This is a genomic window from Viridibacillus sp. NPDC096237 (genome assembly GCF_050278625.1).
Lineage (GTDB): Bacteria > Bacillota > Bacilli > Bacillales_A > Planococcaceae > Viridibacillus.
In genome coordinates, this window is the sequence record NZ_JBNNTI010000028.1 from 14,155 (window position 1) to 29,612 (window position 15,458).

15 protein-coding genes are annotated in these 15,458 nt (G+C 36.4%); all 15 read left to right on the forward strand.

All coding sequences use genetic code 11. The features are described from left to right. Positions 1-68: 68 nt before the first annotated feature. The 15 genes from ispE (at position 69) to mfd (ending at position 15,430) form a co-directional block, all read left to right on the forward strand. A complete protein-coding gene (gene ispE / locus ACQKMD_RS14920) occupies positions 69-935 on the forward strand; it encodes a 4-(cytidine 5'-diphospho)-2-C-methyl-D-erythritol kinase (RefSeq protein ID WP_427752939.1) in 867 nt (288 codons plus the stop codon). A gap of 56 nt (positions 936-991) precedes the next feature. Then, positions 992-1,804, forward strand: coding sequence for a pur operon repressor (gene purR, locus ACQKMD_RS14925; protein ID WP_038179243.1), 813 nt, complete (start codon positions 992-994; stop codon positions 1,802-1,804). 17 nt (positions 1,805-1,821) lie between these two features. Beyond that, entirely contained in the window at positions 1,822-2,196 is a 375-nt protein-coding gene (locus ACQKMD_RS14930) for a RidA family protein (protein ID WP_427752940.1), read from the forward strand. A 273-nt stretch (positions 2,197-2,469) separates the two neighbouring features. Then, positions 2,470-2,766: a septation regulator SpoVG gene (gene spoVG / locus ACQKMD_RS14935; protein WP_427752941.1), complete on the forward strand. Its 297-nt coding sequence runs from the start codon at positions 2,470-2,472 to the stop codon at positions 2,764-2,766. Positions 2,767-3,227: 461 nt separating this feature from the next. Beyond that, the gene (gene glmU / locus ACQKMD_RS14940; RefSeq protein WP_427752942.1) at positions 3,228-4,598 is read left to right on the forward strand and encodes a bifunctional UDP-N-acetylglucosamine diphosphorylase/glucosamine-1-phosphate N-acetyltransferase GlmU; all 1,371 of its coding nucleotides are present in this window, start codon (positions 3,228-3,230) and stop codon (positions 4,596-4,598) included. A 22-nt stretch (positions 4,599-4,620) separates the two neighbouring features. Then, on the forward strand, positions 4,621-5,580 hold the full coding sequence (locus ACQKMD_RS14945) for a ribose-phosphate diphosphokinase (RefSeq protein ID WP_427752943.1): 960 nt from the start codon (positions 4,621-4,623) through the stop codon (positions 5,578-5,580). An 84-nt stretch (positions 5,581-5,664) separates the two neighbouring features. After that, positions 5,665-6,255, forward strand: a complete 591-nt coding sequence (locus tag ACQKMD_RS14950) for a 50S ribosomal protein L25/general stress protein Ctc (protein ID WP_427752944.1) — start codon at positions 5,665-5,667, stop codon at positions 6,253-6,255. A 231-nt stretch (positions 6,256-6,486) separates the two neighbouring features. Continuing rightward, a complete protein-coding gene (locus tag ACQKMD_RS14955; RefSeq protein WP_083446292.1) occupies positions 6,487-6,633 on the forward strand; it encodes a teichoic acid D-Ala incorporation-associated protein DltX in 147 nt (48 codons plus the stop codon). A gap of 17 nt (positions 6,634-6,650) precedes the next feature. After that, positions 6,651-8,171: a D-alanine--poly(phosphoribitol) ligase subunit DltA gene (gene dltA, locus ACQKMD_RS14960; protein WP_427752945.1), complete on the forward strand. Its 1,521-nt coding sequence runs from the start codon at positions 6,651-6,653 to the stop codon at positions 8,169-8,171. Then, the gene (gene dltB, locus ACQKMD_RS14965) at positions 8,168-9,337 is read left to right on the forward strand and encodes a D-alanyl-lipoteichoic acid biosynthesis protein DltB (protein ID WP_427752946.1); all 1,170 of its coding nucleotides are present in this window, start codon (positions 8,168-8,170) and stop codon (positions 9,335-9,337) included. Before dltA ends, dltB begins: the two co-directional genes overlap by 4 nt. A 17-nt stretch (positions 9,338-9,354) precedes the next feature. After that, positions 9,355-9,588, forward strand: coding sequence for a D-alanine--poly(phosphoribitol) ligase subunit 2 (dltC, locus tag ACQKMD_RS14970; protein ID WP_427752947.1), 234 nt, complete (start codon positions 9,355-9,357; stop codon positions 9,586-9,588). Beyond that, the gene (dltD, locus tag ACQKMD_RS14975; RefSeq protein ID WP_427752948.1) at positions 9,585-10,760 is read left to right on the forward strand and encodes a D-alanyl-lipoteichoic acid biosynthesis protein DltD; all 1,176 of its coding nucleotides are present in this window, start codon (positions 9,585-9,587) and stop codon (positions 10,758-10,760) included. Before dltC ends, dltD begins: the two co-directional genes overlap by 4 nt. 150 nt (positions 10,761-10,910) lie before the next feature. Then, a complete protein-coding gene (pth, locus tag ACQKMD_RS14980; protein WP_427752949.1) occupies positions 10,911-11,468 on the forward strand; it encodes an aminoacyl-tRNA hydrolase in 558 nt (185 codons plus the stop codon). 61 nt (positions 11,469-11,529) lie between these two features. After that, complete coding sequence (locus ACQKMD_RS14985; protein ID WP_427752950.1) at positions 11,530-11,757, forward strand: anti-sigma-F factor Fin; 228 nt, start codon at positions 11,530-11,532, stop codon at positions 11,755-11,757. A 145-nt stretch (positions 11,758-11,902) separates the two neighbouring features. Continuing rightward, positions 11,903-15,430, forward strand: a complete 3,528-nt coding sequence (gene mfd, locus ACQKMD_RS14990; RefSeq protein ID WP_427752951.1) for a transcription-repair coupling factor — start codon at positions 11,903-11,905, stop codon at positions 15,428-15,430. Positions 15,431-15,458 lie beyond the last annotated feature (28 nt).

The window sequence follows — 15,458 nt, forward strand, 5'->3', positions numbered from 1 at the left end:
CAGTGAAAAAAGCACGAATAAAAGAATCACTTTTTTATATAAAAACCTGCTAGGAAGGGGGCAGCGTTATGCTTTACGTAAAAGCACCTGCCAAGATTAATTTAACACTAGATGTACTTTACAAACGTCCTGATGGCTATCATGAAGTAGAGATGATTATGACAACGGTTGATCTCGCTGATAGAGTTGGCCTTAGAACTAGAAAAGATGGGCTTATTAAAATTCATTCGACAGATCGTTTTGTACCTGATGATCAAAGAAACCTAGCTTATCAAGCAGCTAAATTATTAAAAGATACATACAACATAGACAAAGGTGTATCTATTACTATTGAAAAATATATTCCAGTAGCGGCTGGACTAGCTGGAGGTAGTAGTGATGCTGCCGCAACTTTGAAAGGCTTAAATACATTATGGAACTTAAACTTAACTATGGATGAAATCGCAGAGTTAGGAGCTAAAATTGGTTCTGATGTATCTTTTTGTGTTTATGGTGGTACTGCGCTCGCAACAGGCCGAGGAGAGCATATAAAGGCGATTTCAGCGCCTCCAAGTTGCTGGGTAGTATTAGCTAAGCCAACGATTGGCGTCTCAACAGCGGCTGTTTATGGTGGTTTAAACGTGGAAGAGGTTGTCCATCCGAATACACAACAAATGATTCAAGCTATTGAAGCGGATGATTATGAATTGCTTTGTGATACAGTCGGGAATGTATTAGAAACGGTTACATTAAAATTACATCCAGAAGTAGCAGTGATTAAAGAACAAATGAAACGTTTTGGAGCCGATGCTGTATTAATGAGTGGTAGCGGTCCAACAGTGTTTGGTCTCGTACAGAATGAGGCACGTGTAAGTCGTATTTATAATGGGTTAAGAGGTTTCTGTGATGAAGTTTATGCAATTCGTATGCTTGGAGATCGCGATTCTCTTGCTTAAATACGTATAATTGTGGTATTTTTTGTATAAATCATTCGTATTTAGGAGAGGATTTCATGAAATGGAAGCGTAGCGAACGTCTTGTTGACATGACGCATTATTTATTGGAGCATCCACAGCAATTAATCCCTCTTACATTTTTCGCAGAATTGTATCAATCGGCTAAATCTTCTATTAGTGAAGATTTATCGATTGTTAAAGATACATTTGAGGAAAGAGGGATTGGCCTACTTGTGACTGTTCCAGGAGCTGCTGGGGGAGTAAAGTATATTCCTAAAATGCCAGAAGAGGCTGTTAAAGAAGTGATGCAAGAGCTCTTAAAAGAGTTAAGTCATTCAGATCGATTACTGCCAGGTGGATACTTATTTATGACAGATTTACTTGGTAATCCCGAGTTAATGAATCGTGTTGGAAAAGTATTTGCTTCGGCATTTTGCGATAAAGAAATAGATGTTATTATGACAGTAGCAACAAAAGGTATTTCAATTGCCCACGCTATTGCGAGACATTTAAATGTACCTGTAGTTGTAGTTCGTCGTGATAACAAAGTGACAGAGGGCTCCACTGTGAGTATTAACTATGTATCTGGCTCATCGCGTCGTATTCAAACGATGGTACTATCAAAGCGTAGCATGCAAAGTGGCCAACGTGTACTTATTACCGACGACTTTATGAAAGTTGGCGGTACAATGAATGGCATGAAAAACTTGCTAGAAGAATTCGACTGTACACTAGCTGGCATTGCTGTGTTAGTAGAGGCAGAACATCTAGACGAGCGCTTAGTAGATGATTATTATTCACTTGTAAAATTAAAAGAAGTGAATGAAAAGGATCGTACAATTGCTTTAAGTGAAGGGAACTATTTTTAGAAAGGTGGAAATGAAAGATGGAAGTAGTAGCAACAAAAAATGCGCCAGCAGCAATTGGCCCATACGTACAAGGTATGATTTTAAATAATGTTTTTTATAGCTCAGGTCAAATTCCTTTAACACCAGCTGGAGAGTTTGTAGATGGTGACATTACTGAACAAACAAACCAAGTTTTTGAGAATCTAAAAGCAGTTCTTAAAGAAGCAGGCACTTCTTTAGAAAAAGTAGTTAAAACAACAGTATTTATTGCAGATATGAATGATTTTACAGCAATGAATGCAGTATATGCTCAGCACTTTGGGGAGCATAAACCTGCTCGTACAACTGTAGAAGTAGCACGTCTGCCTAAAGATGCAAAAGTAGAAATTGAAGTCATTGCAGTAATCGACTAAGTACCAATTAGGTGTCAGAAACGACTAAATAAATATGAAAAGACTATCAATAAGCTGTTGAGCTTATTTGATAGTCTTTTTTTATAGAATCATTATTTTGTTGGAAGTTATATTGAATAAATGGTTTAAGGTGATTTTAAGTTTAATAATAGGGTTGTAAACATTCGAAATTTTTAAAAAATAAAAATAAGGAAAAAGAAGGAATATATAAATTTACATAGAATTAAAGTAGATAGAGTCATTTTGGCATCTTAGATGAGAGGTGGTGAGAGAATGGAAGTTACAGATGTAAGATTACGACGTGTACAAACTGATGGACGTATGCGTGCCATTGCTTCCATTACACTTGACAACGAATTTGTAGTGCATGATATTCGCGTCATTGATGGTAATGCAGGGCTATTCGTAGCAATGCCTAGTAAACGCACACCAGATGGAGAGTTTCGTGACATTGCACATCCGATTAATTCTGGAACTCGTACAAAAATTCAAGAAGCTGTATTGAAAGCTTTCGAAGAGTCGAGTGATGAAGATGCGACGGTTTATGAAGAGCATCAAGAAATTCAATAATCCGTAAATTTAGAGCCTATTCAATGCGAATGGGCTCTTTTTTATATATCAGATTTTAAGTTTGCTAGGTTTGTGAACAGAGGAATAATAATCTTCCATCTGAAATCTACTATACAAAAGAATGAGATTCCTTTTAATCTACTTCATATATATGCTTAAAAATAAATTTAATTAAAATTTAAACAACCCACTCAAATCAACTTAGAGAGCAAATGAAGGTTATTTGGAAGTAGTTTTTTATGATTTTAAATATTATAGGGTAATTGTCGTTTATTGGGTGGTGAACACTTTAAAGTAGTTTTCATTTATAAGTATAGTTACTGGAATTTTTTTATAAAAAAACAAAAGATTTTAATAATAAATTGTTTGTCATAGTTTTGTCAAGTGGGGAAGCCTTGAAAATAAACTAAATTTGCTTTATAGTCAAAAGAGAAAATCAGCTAAAATGGAGGACTTGCGAAATGACGAATGTTTATGCCGTTATACTGGCTGCTGGCCAAGGTACGCGTATGAAGTCCAAATTATATAAAGTTCTTCATCCAGTTTGTGGAAAACCAATGGTTGAACATGTAGTTGATCATATTCAATCATTAGATGTAGAACGTATAGTAACAATCGTAGGTTATGGTGCTGAAAAGGTAAAGGAACAACTTGGTGAAAAAAGTGAGTATGTATTACAAGCGGATCAGCTTGGTACTGCACATGCTGTTCAACAGGTAGAACCGATCCTTGGAGAACTAGAAGGCACAACGATTGTTATTTGTGGGGATACACCTTTAATCCGCCCCGAAACAATGAAGGCGTTGTTCGAGCATCATGAATCTAATCATGCAAAGGCAACAATTTTAACTGCTATCGCTGAAGACCCTACTGGCTATGGTCGAATTCTTCGCTCTACAGATCAACAGGTTTCTCAAATTGTTGAACAAAAAGATGCTACACCAGAACAACGACAAGTAAAAGAAATCAACACGGGCACTTATTGCTTTGATAATAAAGCGTTATTTGCTGCGTTGAAACTTGTGAAAAATGATAATGCCCAAGGTGAATACTATTTACCTGATGTCATTGAAATTTTACAAAAACAAGGTGAAGTAGTTGCAGCATATGTAACTGAAAACTTTGCTGAAACACTTGGTGTCAACGACCGCTTTGCTTTATCTCAAGCCGAAGAAATAATGCGTGCTAGAATTAATGAACAACATATGCGTAATGGGGTTACGATTATTAACCCTAACAACACATATATAAGCGTTGATGCACAAATTGGTCATGACACAGTCATCCAGCCGGGCGTTATTATAGAAGGTGCTTCAAGCATTGGAGAAGATTGTATCATTGGTCCAAATAGCCATATTCAAAATAGCCGTATTGGAAATCGAACAACTATTCATTCATCTGTAGTACGTGACAGCGTCATCGGTGAAGATACAGCTGTTGGTCCATTTGCACATATCCGTCCAAATTCTGATTTGGGTGACCATGTGAAAATCGGAAACTTCGTTGAAGTGAAGAAAGCAAAAATTGATAACGGTAGTAAAGTATCTCACTTATCGTACTTAGGAGATGCGGAAGTAGGTAAGGAAGTCAATATAGGTTGCGGTACGATTACTGTCAATTATGATGGTAAAAACAAGTTTAAAACAGTGATTGAAGATAATGCTTTTGTGGGGTGTAACTCTAATTTAGTTGCGCCTGTAACGGTAGGAAAAGGCTCATATGTAGCAGCTGGCTCTACAATTACAAAAAACATACCTGCTGATGCACTAGCAATTGCACGTTCTAGACAAGAGAACAAAGATAATTACGTTACCAAATTAAATTTAAAATAATTAAAATTACCAGGAGGCCATCATGCCGTATCAATATGCTAACTCAAAGTTAAAAATCTTTTCATTAAACTCAAATATACCTTTAGCTGAAGAAATTGCTAAAGAGGTAGGTGTCGAGCTAGGGAAATGCTCTGTTAAACATTTCAGTGATGGAGAAATTCAAATTAATATTGAGGAAAGTATTCGTGGTTGTGACGTATTTATCGTGCAGTCTACTTCAGCTCCAGTAAACGAAAATTTAATGGAATTACTTATTATGGTTGATGCCGTGAAACGTGCTTCAGCGCGCACAGTAAACGTAGTATTACCTTACTATGGTTATGCTCGCCAAGACCGTAAAGCACGTGCACGTGAACCGATTACGGCTAAATTAGTGGCTAACTTACTTGAAACTGCAGGAGCTACTCGTGCAATTGTTCTTGACTTGCATGCTCCACAAATCCAAGGTTTCTTCGACATTTTAATGGATCACTTAATCGGTGTACCGTTACTATCTGAGCATTTTAAAGCAAAAGGCTTCAAATCAGAAGACGTTGTTATCGTATCACCAGACCACGGTGGTGTAACTCGTGCCCGTAAAATGGCTGATCGCTTAAAAGCTCCAATCGCTATTATCGATAAACGTCGTCCACGTCCAAATGTTGCAGAAGTTATGAATATTGTAGGTAGCGTTGAAGGTAAGGTAGCAATCCTAATCGATGATATTATTGATACGGCAGGTACAATTACAATCGGTGCTGACGCATTAATTAAAGCTGGTGCGAAAGAAGTTTACGCTTGCTGTACACACCCTGTATTATCAGGTCCAGCTATCGAACGTATTGATAACTCTGTTATTAAAGAATTAGTTATTACAAACTCAATCCAATTACCGGATGAGAAAAAATCGCCGAAAATTAAACAACTATCTGTAGCAACATTATTGGCTGATGCAATTGTACGAATCTATGAAAATAAATCTGTAAGTACTTTATTCGATTAATAAAGGTAAATGTTTGAATTCCTAGCTAACGAGGTACATATATTAATGTGACTATGTTAACTAGGAAGGGAGACATGTATCTATATGAGTATTGTAGTTCATGCAAAAAAGCGTGAGGTTGGAAATCATTCTACACTAACTAAACTTCGACAAAGAGGTTTTGTGCCAGCTGTGGTCTATGGTTATAAAACAGAGGCAACTCCAATTGCGATTAGTGCAAGGGACTATGAAAAAGCATTACGCTTAGATGGTGAAAACTCCATAGTAACATTAGAAATTGATGGTAAAAAATTAAATGCTGTATTAAACGAAGCTCAAAAATGTGCATTGAAGGGGACATTAGTTCACTTAGATTTTTTAGCAGTTAATATGTCAGATGCTTTAGAAGTGAGTGTACCAGTAAATCTTACTGGCGATTCAGTAGGTGCTAAAGAAGGTGGTATTCTTCAACAGCCTAATCGTGAAGTTACAGTTAAGGTAAAACCATCAGATATTCCAGAATCAATAGAAATTGATATTTCAACATTAGAAATTGGCGACACTTTAGCTGTTGGTGATATTCGTAGTATATCAACGTTTGAAATTCTAGATACTGATGATTTTCTTCTTGTTACCGTATCGGCACCTAAAGTTGATGAAGAAGCAACATCTGCAGCAATTATCGGTGCAAAATAAAATAAATTTCATAAAAAGACTTACCATCTATAGATAAGTATGGTAAGTCTTTTTCTTTATTGCAATCACTAGTTATTGCAAAAATTGTGGTCTTTAGGTCTCCTTCTGATTGAGTGTTGGAACAACTTTTACTTCATTACGTCTAATGTAATGGTATTGACACGATATTGTAATAATAGACAAAATGGTGTATCGTAAATGATTAAATTGTAGAAATGTGAGGTAAATAAGATGGAGAAAGTAAGAAAGCTTTGGAATCATACTGTAACGTATGTAGGTATGCGGACGATCTATTACTTGGCGATTCTCATTTTACTCGTTCTCTTATATGGTTTTCATGATATGAATGCAGGACCATTCATATATACAGAATTTTAAAGTTAGGAGGGTTTCAATTGAATATACTTTCGGCTATTCAAAATATAGCCTTAAATAATGAGGATTCTATTGCATTTCAAAATGGAGATGCAACATTAAGTTACGGAGATTTATGGAAACAGTCAGAATCATTAGCCGCGCATTTAACCACTTTAAATCTCCCAAAGCAAGCGCCTGTTATTGTATATGGTCATATGGCGCCGATGATGATCAGTTCTTTTTTAGGAGTGATCAAATCAGGTCATCCATATATTCCAGTGGATGTATCAATTCCGAAAGAACGCATTCAAAGAATTATAGAGTGCTCAGGGGCAGCACTTCTCATTGAAACAGAGAATCTAGAAAGAGATTCACTTCAGCAGTCATCGATTCCTTCTATGTCGGAAGGTCAATTAGAAAATATAATTAATGAACATTCCAAAGTGCTATCATCTTCTACTTGGGTGAAAGAAAATGAGAACTTTTACATTATTTATACTTCTGGCAGCACAGGAAATCCAAAAGGTGTGCAAATTTCAGCACGAAATTTAGAGAGCTTTGTTAGTTGGGTGCATGCAGACTTCCCAATAACAGATAGTAAAGTGTTTTTAAATCAAGCACCATTTTCATTTGATTTATCTGTAATGGACCTTTATCCTGCTCTAACTTCAGGTGCTACATTATTCGCAGTTACAAAAGAGATGATTGCAAATCCGAAGAAATTGTTTGGGCAGTTAGCACAGTCTGAAACAAACGTTTGGACATCTACACCATCATTTGTACAAATGTGTTTAATGAATCCTGACTTTTCGAATGAGATGTTACCCTCATTAAATACGTTTCTATTTTGCGGTGAAGTATTGCCGACGGAAGTTGCAAATAAGTTATTGAAATTGTTCCCGAACGCGCGCATTTTCAATACATACGGACCAACAGAAGCAACTGTGGCTATCTCAGCAATAGAAGTAACTGAAGAACTATTAAATAATCATACTTCTTTACCAATAGGTTATATAAAAGCTGATACTCAAATGCTTGTTATAGATGAGGATAATCAAATATTGCCTGATGGTGAAAAAGGTGAAATGATTATAATTGGCCCAAGTGTTAGTAAAGGGTATTTAGGGGAAGAAACATTAACTGAAAAAGCTTTTTTTGATTATAAAGGACAACAAGCATATCGTACAGGTGATGTTGGGTATCAGAAAAAAGGTTTACATTTCTATAGTGGGCGTGCGGATTTCCAAGTGAAGGTTCATGGCTATAGAATGGAGATTGAAGAAATTGAAAATCATTTATTACAATGCCAATATGTAGATTCTTGCGTAGTCGTACCGGTATATAAAAATGAGGCTATTGATTTCTTAGCAGCATATATTGTGCCTAAAGGACACTCTTTCGAAAAAGACTACCAATTATCGAGCGCTATAAAAAAAGAACTAGCAAAAGGTTTACCAGCATATATGATTCCGAGAAAATTTAATTACTGCGATCAGTTACCAATGACATCTAATGGTAAAATAAATAGAAAACAATTAGTAGCTGAGGTTATGGTATGATTCCATATGGCTCGTTTATATTTTTCTTTTTAATTGGTATTTTATTGTTACCTACAATTATTCTTGGGTTGTTAGGTAAATCATCGAAAATTTATAATATGTTTGTGTCTATTGTTATATTGGCCGTTATTTTTGGGAATTCGAAGACCGGTGCAATTTCTATTATTTTGTTTACGATTTTTCAAATTGTTCTAATTAAAGGTTATCATCATTACAGAAAAGAACGTAACAATACAGTTGTATTCTGTATGATGGTTGTATTGGCAATATTGCCATTAGTGCTTGTGAAGGTATTACCATTACTTGACTTGAATCATCTATTTGGATTCCTTGGTGTTTCGTATATCACATTTAAGTCCGTACAGATCGTTATTGAAACACGTGACGGTTTAATGAAGAAGCAGACCTTACCAATTGGTGAGCTTATTTACTTCCTACTATTTTTCCCAACGGTCTCTTCAGGTCCGATTGATCGTTGGAGAAGATTTGAGAAGGATGTTAATAAGACCTTTTCTAAAGAAGAGTATAAAGAGCTTTTATATTTAGGGATTAATAGTATTTTCCGAGGGTTCTTATACAAATTTATTTTAGCCTTTTTAATTTACAACAAAATTCTTGTGTACTTACCAGATCACGCAACATATATTCATTCACCATTTTGGGCTAACGTAGTGTATATGTATGTTTACAGCTTTTATTTATTCTTTGACTTTGCAGGCTATAGCGCCTTTGCTATAGGGGTAAGCTACTTGATGGGCGTTAAAACACCAGAAAACTTCAACATGCCATTCATTAGTAAAAATATTAAAGACTTTTGGAATCGTTGGCATATGAGTCTATCATTCTGGTTTAGAGACTATGTATATATGCGTTTTGTATTTTGGATGACAAAGAAAAAGTGGATTAAAAATCGTTATACCGTTTCTAATATTGGTTATTTCTTATTATTCTTCATCATGGGTGTTTGGCATGGGCTAGAATGGCATTTTGTTATTTATGGCTTGTATCATGCAGCGCTTATTGTTGGATATGATTTCTTCGACCGATGGAATCGAAAACATAAACTATGGCCAAAAAATAAATGGACACATGCTGTATCCGTGTTTATAACATTTAACTTTGTTTGCTTTGGCTTTTACATTTTCTCAGGACAACTATTTAAATAAAGAGGAGTTAGATTAAGATGGAAAAACAAAAAGTATATGAATTATTAGCAGAAGTATGTCAGGAAGATGTTGTTGTAGAGCAACCTGATATCGATTTGTTCGAAGAAGGTTTATTAGATTCGTTTGGTATCATTACATTTTTAGTAGAAGTTGAAGAAAAATTAGGTATTTCAGTATCAATTACAGAGTTTACACGCGAGGAGTGGAATACACCAAATCGTATCGCAGATCAGTTAGCTGAGCGTGTATGAGAAAGTATGCCTTCTTACCGCTCATTATTGCGGTAATCTTGTTTTTAATATTTTTGTTTATACCAAATAAATGGCTCGGTTTTTTAATCTCAGATGAAGATGTTGAGCATTCAAAAACAGCTTTGAATCCTCTGATGTTTCAAGGGAAGTATTTCCAAAATCGTTTTCTAAAAGAGCCGAATGTGTTCCCGATCTATGGCTCATCTGAGTTGAATCGCTTTGATCCATTCCATCCATATAACTACTTTAAAGCGAATGATGGAGGCTTTTCGACGTATTTATATGGTCGTGGTGGTACGCAATCGATTCATCATTTTATGAATTTTGCAGCACAAGAGGAAAATTTAAAGGATAAGAAATTAGTATTCATTATTTCACCGCAATGGTTTAATGAGGTAGGGGTTGATGAGTTCCATTTCTCACCGAACTATTCGATGTTACAGTCATATGATTTAGCGTTGAATAATAAGATGAATCCTCAATTGAAGAAAAAAGCAATGGAGCGCCTTTTACAGTTTGATAGCGTACAAAGAGATTTTGTTTTATCAACAATTTATGAAAATGAAATAACAGATGGCGAAAAGTATCCGATAAAAGTAGCTTTAGCAAAACCAGTAGCTTTAATAAATAAAAAGTTAATGGAGAAAAAAGATTTGTACTACTCCATCATTGGAGAGTCAAGAAAAAAAATGTATGCAAATCCAGAAATGGTTGCTGGAAAATCTTTCGAGCAGTTGACGAAGCATGCAGATGAATATGGTAGTCAGCGAATTACAACAAATGATTTATCTATTAACGATAAATATTTTAAAAAGAAGATTGAGTTTAAGTTAGATGAACTCAAAGACTTCCGTAAACACGAAAGCTATACAGAGTCACCTGAGTATGAAGATTTTCAAATGGTCTTAGATGTACTAAAGGATGCTGGAGCGAAGCCAATGTTCGTATCTATTCCTGTAAACGGGAAATGGTATGATTATGCAGGATTCCCAAAAGAGCGTCGTGAGGAATATTACACGAAGATTAATAAGCAGGTGGAAAGTGCAGGTTTCCCACTCGTTGACTTTACTGGTTATGAGTACGAGCCTCATTTTATCAGTGATACAATTCATATTTCATGGAAAGGTTGGGTATATCTCGACCGAGAAATGGCCGATTATTGGAAACAATAGTCGTATAAAGGAAATCGCTTTATCATTTTATGATAGGGCGATTTTTTTCATAACAAAAAGTCGAAAAACCACTAATAATTGCATTTTTTCATAATATCCAACGGTATGTGATAAAATAGCATGGATTAGGCAGAAAAGGAAGATGCTATTATGAAACTAATAATTGGTCTCGGCAATCCGGGAAAAACATATGAACATACACATCACAATGTCGGTTTTGATACCATCGACGTATTAGCGGCAAAATGGGGTATTTCATTAAATCAATCAAAATTTAATGGTATGTACGGCACTATTCATCGCCCAGAAGGCAAAGTAATGCTATTGAAGCCACTTACGTATATGAATATTTCCGGCGAATGCGTAGGGCCAATCATGGATTATTTTGATATTGATGTGGAAGATATCATTGTTATTTATGATGATTTAGATTTAGATAAAGGAAAATTACGACTGCGTCAAAAGGGCAGTGCGGGCGGGCATAACGGTATAAAATCATTAATTCAGCATTTAGGTACTCAAAACTTTAACCGCATTCGTATTGGTATTAGCCGTCCACCTGCTGGTATGAAGGTTTCTGATTACGTTCTCTCAAGGTTTTCGAAGGAAGATCAACCTTTGATGCAGGACGCTTTTGAAAAAGCAGCGGATGCTTGCGAATATGCACTGGAAAAACCATTCATAGATGTTATGAACCAATTTAATTAATAGATGAGCATAAATTGTTATGTAGCTGTCTATACTTTTTATAAAGGAGGGCATGTTGCATATGGCAATTCATTATCGCTGTCGGCACTGTGAAACTGAGGTTGGGCTACTGCCTTTCGATTCAGAGGAAAGTGTCCGCAAGCTCCATCAATTAAATAAAGAAGAGGCAGAACAATACATTCATAAAGACCATAATGGAGATACAACGGTCGATTGTATTTGTGAGCACTGTGAAGAATCTTTAAAACAATTTCCAGATTATTATGCGTTAAAAAAATGGCTACAATAACGAAGAATGCTTTGGCGCGCTAAGCGTCCAAGGCCTTTTTCTGTATATGAATGCAAAAGGAATATGAAGTAGATAGATTATTTACTCGTAAAATATAAATAGAGCGAGTGAGGTCATTATATTTTTTAAGGAAGGAGGGCTTCATTTGGAGATGTTACGTAAATTGTTCTCTCAAGATATGCATATAACAAAATTATTGGAAGGCTTGCAGAAAGATAATGGTCCTCAGTTAATTACAGGCCTTTCTGGGAGTGCACGCCCAGCATTTTTAGATACAATTTATGGAGCGATAGAAAAACCAATTTATATTATCTCTCCGAATTTATTGCAGGCGCAGAAAATGTATGATGATTTAGTGAAACTAATGGGTGAGGATCTTGTTCATTATTATCCAGCTGATGAATTTATTGCAGCTGATATGTCGATTGCAAGTCCTGAGTTAAAAGCGCAACGAATTGAAACAATTGACCATATGTTACATGAACAAAAGGGAGTCTATATTATTCCGATAGCGGGTCTACGCAAAATGATGTCTCCAAAAGAGCAATGGCTTGATTTGCGCCTTCATACGACAATCGGTGACGACATAGATGTAGAGGTTTGGTTAAATCAGCTTGTTGTAATGGGTTATACACGTGGTCAGATGGTGACAACACCAGGAGAATTTGCATTGCGCGGCGGTATTTTAGATATTTATCCACCTTATATGGAAGTGCCAGTGCGTATTGAATTGTTCGATTCAGAAGTAGATTCAATCCGAACATTTTCAGCTGATGATCAGCGTTCAATTGATAAGTTACAAGATGTACGTATTTTACCTGCGACAGAATTCGTTTTAACGCAAGCAGATAGAGTAATACTGGCTGAAAAGCTAGAGAGTGCATTGGCTGAAAGCTTACGTAAAGTGAGAGCGCAAGATGTTAAAGAAGCACTCTATCAAAACATCCAAGCTGATATTGAAATGCTAAAGCAAGGTAACTTACCCGATTACGCCAATAAGTATGGTTCAATTTTATATGATAAACCATCTTATTTAGGTGATTATTTTGTCCGAAATAGTCTTATTGTATTTGATGAGTTAGGCAGAGTACAAGAAGTAATGGATGCGTGGGAGAAAGAAGAGAAGGAATGGTTCCTGAGCCTGCTTGAAGAAGGTAAAATGGTGCATGCTGTAAAACCATCCTATTCACTGAAAGAAATTTTAGCGATGTTAAATCAGCCGAAATTGTTCTTTGCCCTATTTACGCGCGCATTTTCAGGTGTGCAATTTAAGAAAACTACGAGTTTCTCATGCAAACCGATGCAGCATTTCCATGCACAGATACCTCTATTGAAAAATGAAATGGAGCGATGGGAGCAAGGGAAATTTACTGTGCTTTTTGTGGCGGAAGGAAAAGATCGTCTACGAAAAATGCAAACAGTGTTGGATGATTACGATATTCATATACAACTTGGTGAGCCGAATGGAGCGGGTGTTTATGCAATTGAAGGTGCATTAACAGCTGGATTCGAACTCCCATTACAGCGTTTAGCAATTGTTACGGAAGAGGAGCTTTTTAAACAAAAGCAAAAAAAGAAAGCGCGTCCTCAGAAAATGACAAATGCCGAGCGTATAAAAAGTTATACTGAAATCAAACCAGGCGATTACGTTGTTCATATTCACCACGGTATTGGGAAATATATTGGTATCGAAACTTTAGAAGTAAAAGGGTCGCATAAAGATTATTTGCACATTCGCTACCGAGCAGATGATAAATTATTCGTACCAGTCGATCAAATTGATTTAATCCAAAAATATGTTGCGTCTGAGGACCGTGATCCGAAGTTACATAAGCTAGGCGGAGCAGAGTGGAAACGTGCGAAAAGTAAAGTATCATCTGCAGTACAAGATATTGCCGATGATTTAATCAAACTATATGCAAAACGTGAAGCTGAAAAAGGTTTTGCTTTTACTCCAGATGGTGATGAACAACGTACTTTTGAAGCTGCATTCCCTTATGAGGAAACGGAGGATCAATTACGTTCTATTCGTGAAGTCAAACACGATATGGAACGTGAGCGTCCAATGGACCGACTTGTCTGTGGTGATGTTGGATATGGTAAAACTGAAGTTGCCATTCGTGCAGCCTTCAAAGCGATTATGGATGGTAAGCAAGTAGCTTTTCTTGTACCTACAACCATATTAGCCCAGCAACATTATGAAACGATGGTAGAACGTTTCCAAGAGCAGGCAGTTTCTATTGGTTTACTTAGCCGCTTCCGTACAAAAAAACAGCAAGCAGAAACATTAAAAGGCTTAAAAGAAGGTACGATAGATGTTGTAGTCGGTACTCATAGGCTGTTATCTAAAGATGTTGTTTATCGAGACTTAGGACTACTCGTTGTTGACGAAGAACAACGATTTGGTGTGACGCATAAAGAGAAAATCAAACAATTAAAAACGAACGTCGATGTATTAACATTAACAGCAACACCAATACCTCGTACACTGCATATGTCGATGGTTGGTGTACGTGATTTATCTGTTATCGAAACACCACCTGCAAATCGTTTCCCAGTTCAAACGTATGTCATGGAGCATAGTGGTGCACTAGTGCGTGAAGCTATTGAGCGTGAAATGTCACGCGGTGGGCAGACATTCTATTTATACAATCGTGTTGAAGATATGGCCAAAAAGGTGCAAGCGATTCAAGAACTCGTACCTGAAGCGCGTGTCGGCTTTGCACATGGACAAATGACTGAGTCTGAACTAGAATCCGTTATTCTTGGATTTTTGGACGGGGATTATGATGTGCTAGTCACGACAACAATTATTGAAACAGGTATTGATATTCCAAATGTGAATACATTAATTGTACACAATGCAGATCGCATGGGTTTATCACAGCTTTATCAGTTACGTGGGCGTGTTGGGCGTTCCAATCGTGTTGCATATGCCTATTTCATGTACCAACGCGATAAAGTACTAACAGAGGTAGCTGAGCAGCGTTTGCAAGCGATTAAGGAATTTACAGAACTTGGATCTGGATTTAAAATTGCTATGCGTGATTTATCAATTAGGGGTGCAGGGAATCTACTAGGATCACAACAACATGGCTTTATTGATTCTGTCGGATTTGACTTGTACTCACAAATGCTTGAAGAAGCAATAGAAGAACGACGTAGTGGTACGAAAAAAGAAGACATATCTGAAATCGAAATTATTTTACCATATGATGCATACATTCCAGATCAATATATTCCAGATGGCTATCAAAAAATTCAAATGTATAAACGTGTAAAAGCGATGGAAATTGAAAATGATTTTGTGGAAATCATTGATGAATTACAAGATCGATTTGGGGATATTCCATTTGAAACTGAACGTTTGTTACGCATTGCACGAATGAAAATTTGGGCTAAGGAAACTGGAGTCACTTCAATTAAAGAAACGAATAAAGTAATTACTATTCAAATTTCAGAGCAAGGTACCGCGAATATAGACGGTGCAAAAGTTGTCTCAGAATCACTGAAGTTCGGTCGTGCTGTTGGCTTCCGAATGGATGGGCAACAGCTATTACTAACAATAGACGAGCGTAAAGCGGATAAAGAATTACCATTTGATATTTTAGAAGCTATTATGAAACTTTTGCCAACTGCAAAAAGGGAAGAATCTGCACCTGTTGCTGAGTAATACCCTTTTTGCATAGATTGCCCATTTG

Bases quoted from the DNA above. Each gene is read 5' to 3' on its own strand.
- ispE (WP_427752939.1), top strand. From the start codon at position 69: ATGCTTTACGTAAAAGCACCTGCCAAGATTAATTTAACACTAGATGTA.
- purR (WP_038179243.1), top strand. From the start codon at position 992: ATGAAATGGAAGCGTAGCGAACGTCTTGTTGACATGACGCATTATTTA.
- ACQKMD_RS14930 (WP_427752940.1), top strand. From the start codon at position 1,822: ATGGAAGTAGTAGCAACAAAAAATGCGCCAGCAGCAATTGGCCCATAC.
- spoVG (WP_427752941.1), top strand. From the start codon at position 2,470: ATGGAAGTTACAGATGTAAGATTACGACGTGTACAAACTGATGGACGT.
- glmU (WP_427752942.1), top strand. From the start codon at position 3,228: ATGACGAATGTTTATGCCGTTATACTGGCTGCTGGCCAAGGTACGCGT.
- ACQKMD_RS14945 (WP_427752943.1), top strand. From the start codon at position 4,621: ATGCCGTATCAATATGCTAACTCAAAGTTAAAAATCTTTTCATTAAAC.
- ACQKMD_RS14950 (WP_427752944.1), top strand. From the start codon at position 5,665: ATGAGTATTGTAGTTCATGCAAAAAAGCGTGAGGTTGGAAATCATTCT.
- ACQKMD_RS14955 (WP_083446292.1), top strand. From the start codon at position 6,487: ATGGAGAAAGTAAGAAAGCTTTGGAATCATACTGTAACGTATGTAGGT.
- dltB (WP_427752946.1), top strand. From the start codon at position 8,168: ATGATTCCATATGGCTCGTTTATATTTTTCTTTTTAATTGGTATTTTA.
- dltC (WP_427752947.1), top strand. From the start codon at position 9,355: ATGGAAAAACAAAAAGTATATGAATTATTAGCAGAAGTATGTCAGGAA.
- dltD (WP_427752948.1), top strand. From the start codon at position 9,585: ATGAGAAAGTATGCCTTCTTACCGCTCATTATTGCGGTAATCTTGTTT.
- pth (WP_427752949.1), top strand. From the start codon at position 10,911: ATGAAACTAATAATTGGTCTCGGCAATCCGGGAAAAACATATGAACAT.
- ACQKMD_RS14985 (WP_427752950.1), top strand. From the start codon at position 11,530: ATGGCAATTCATTATCGCTGTCGGCACTGTGAAACTGAGGTTGGGCTA.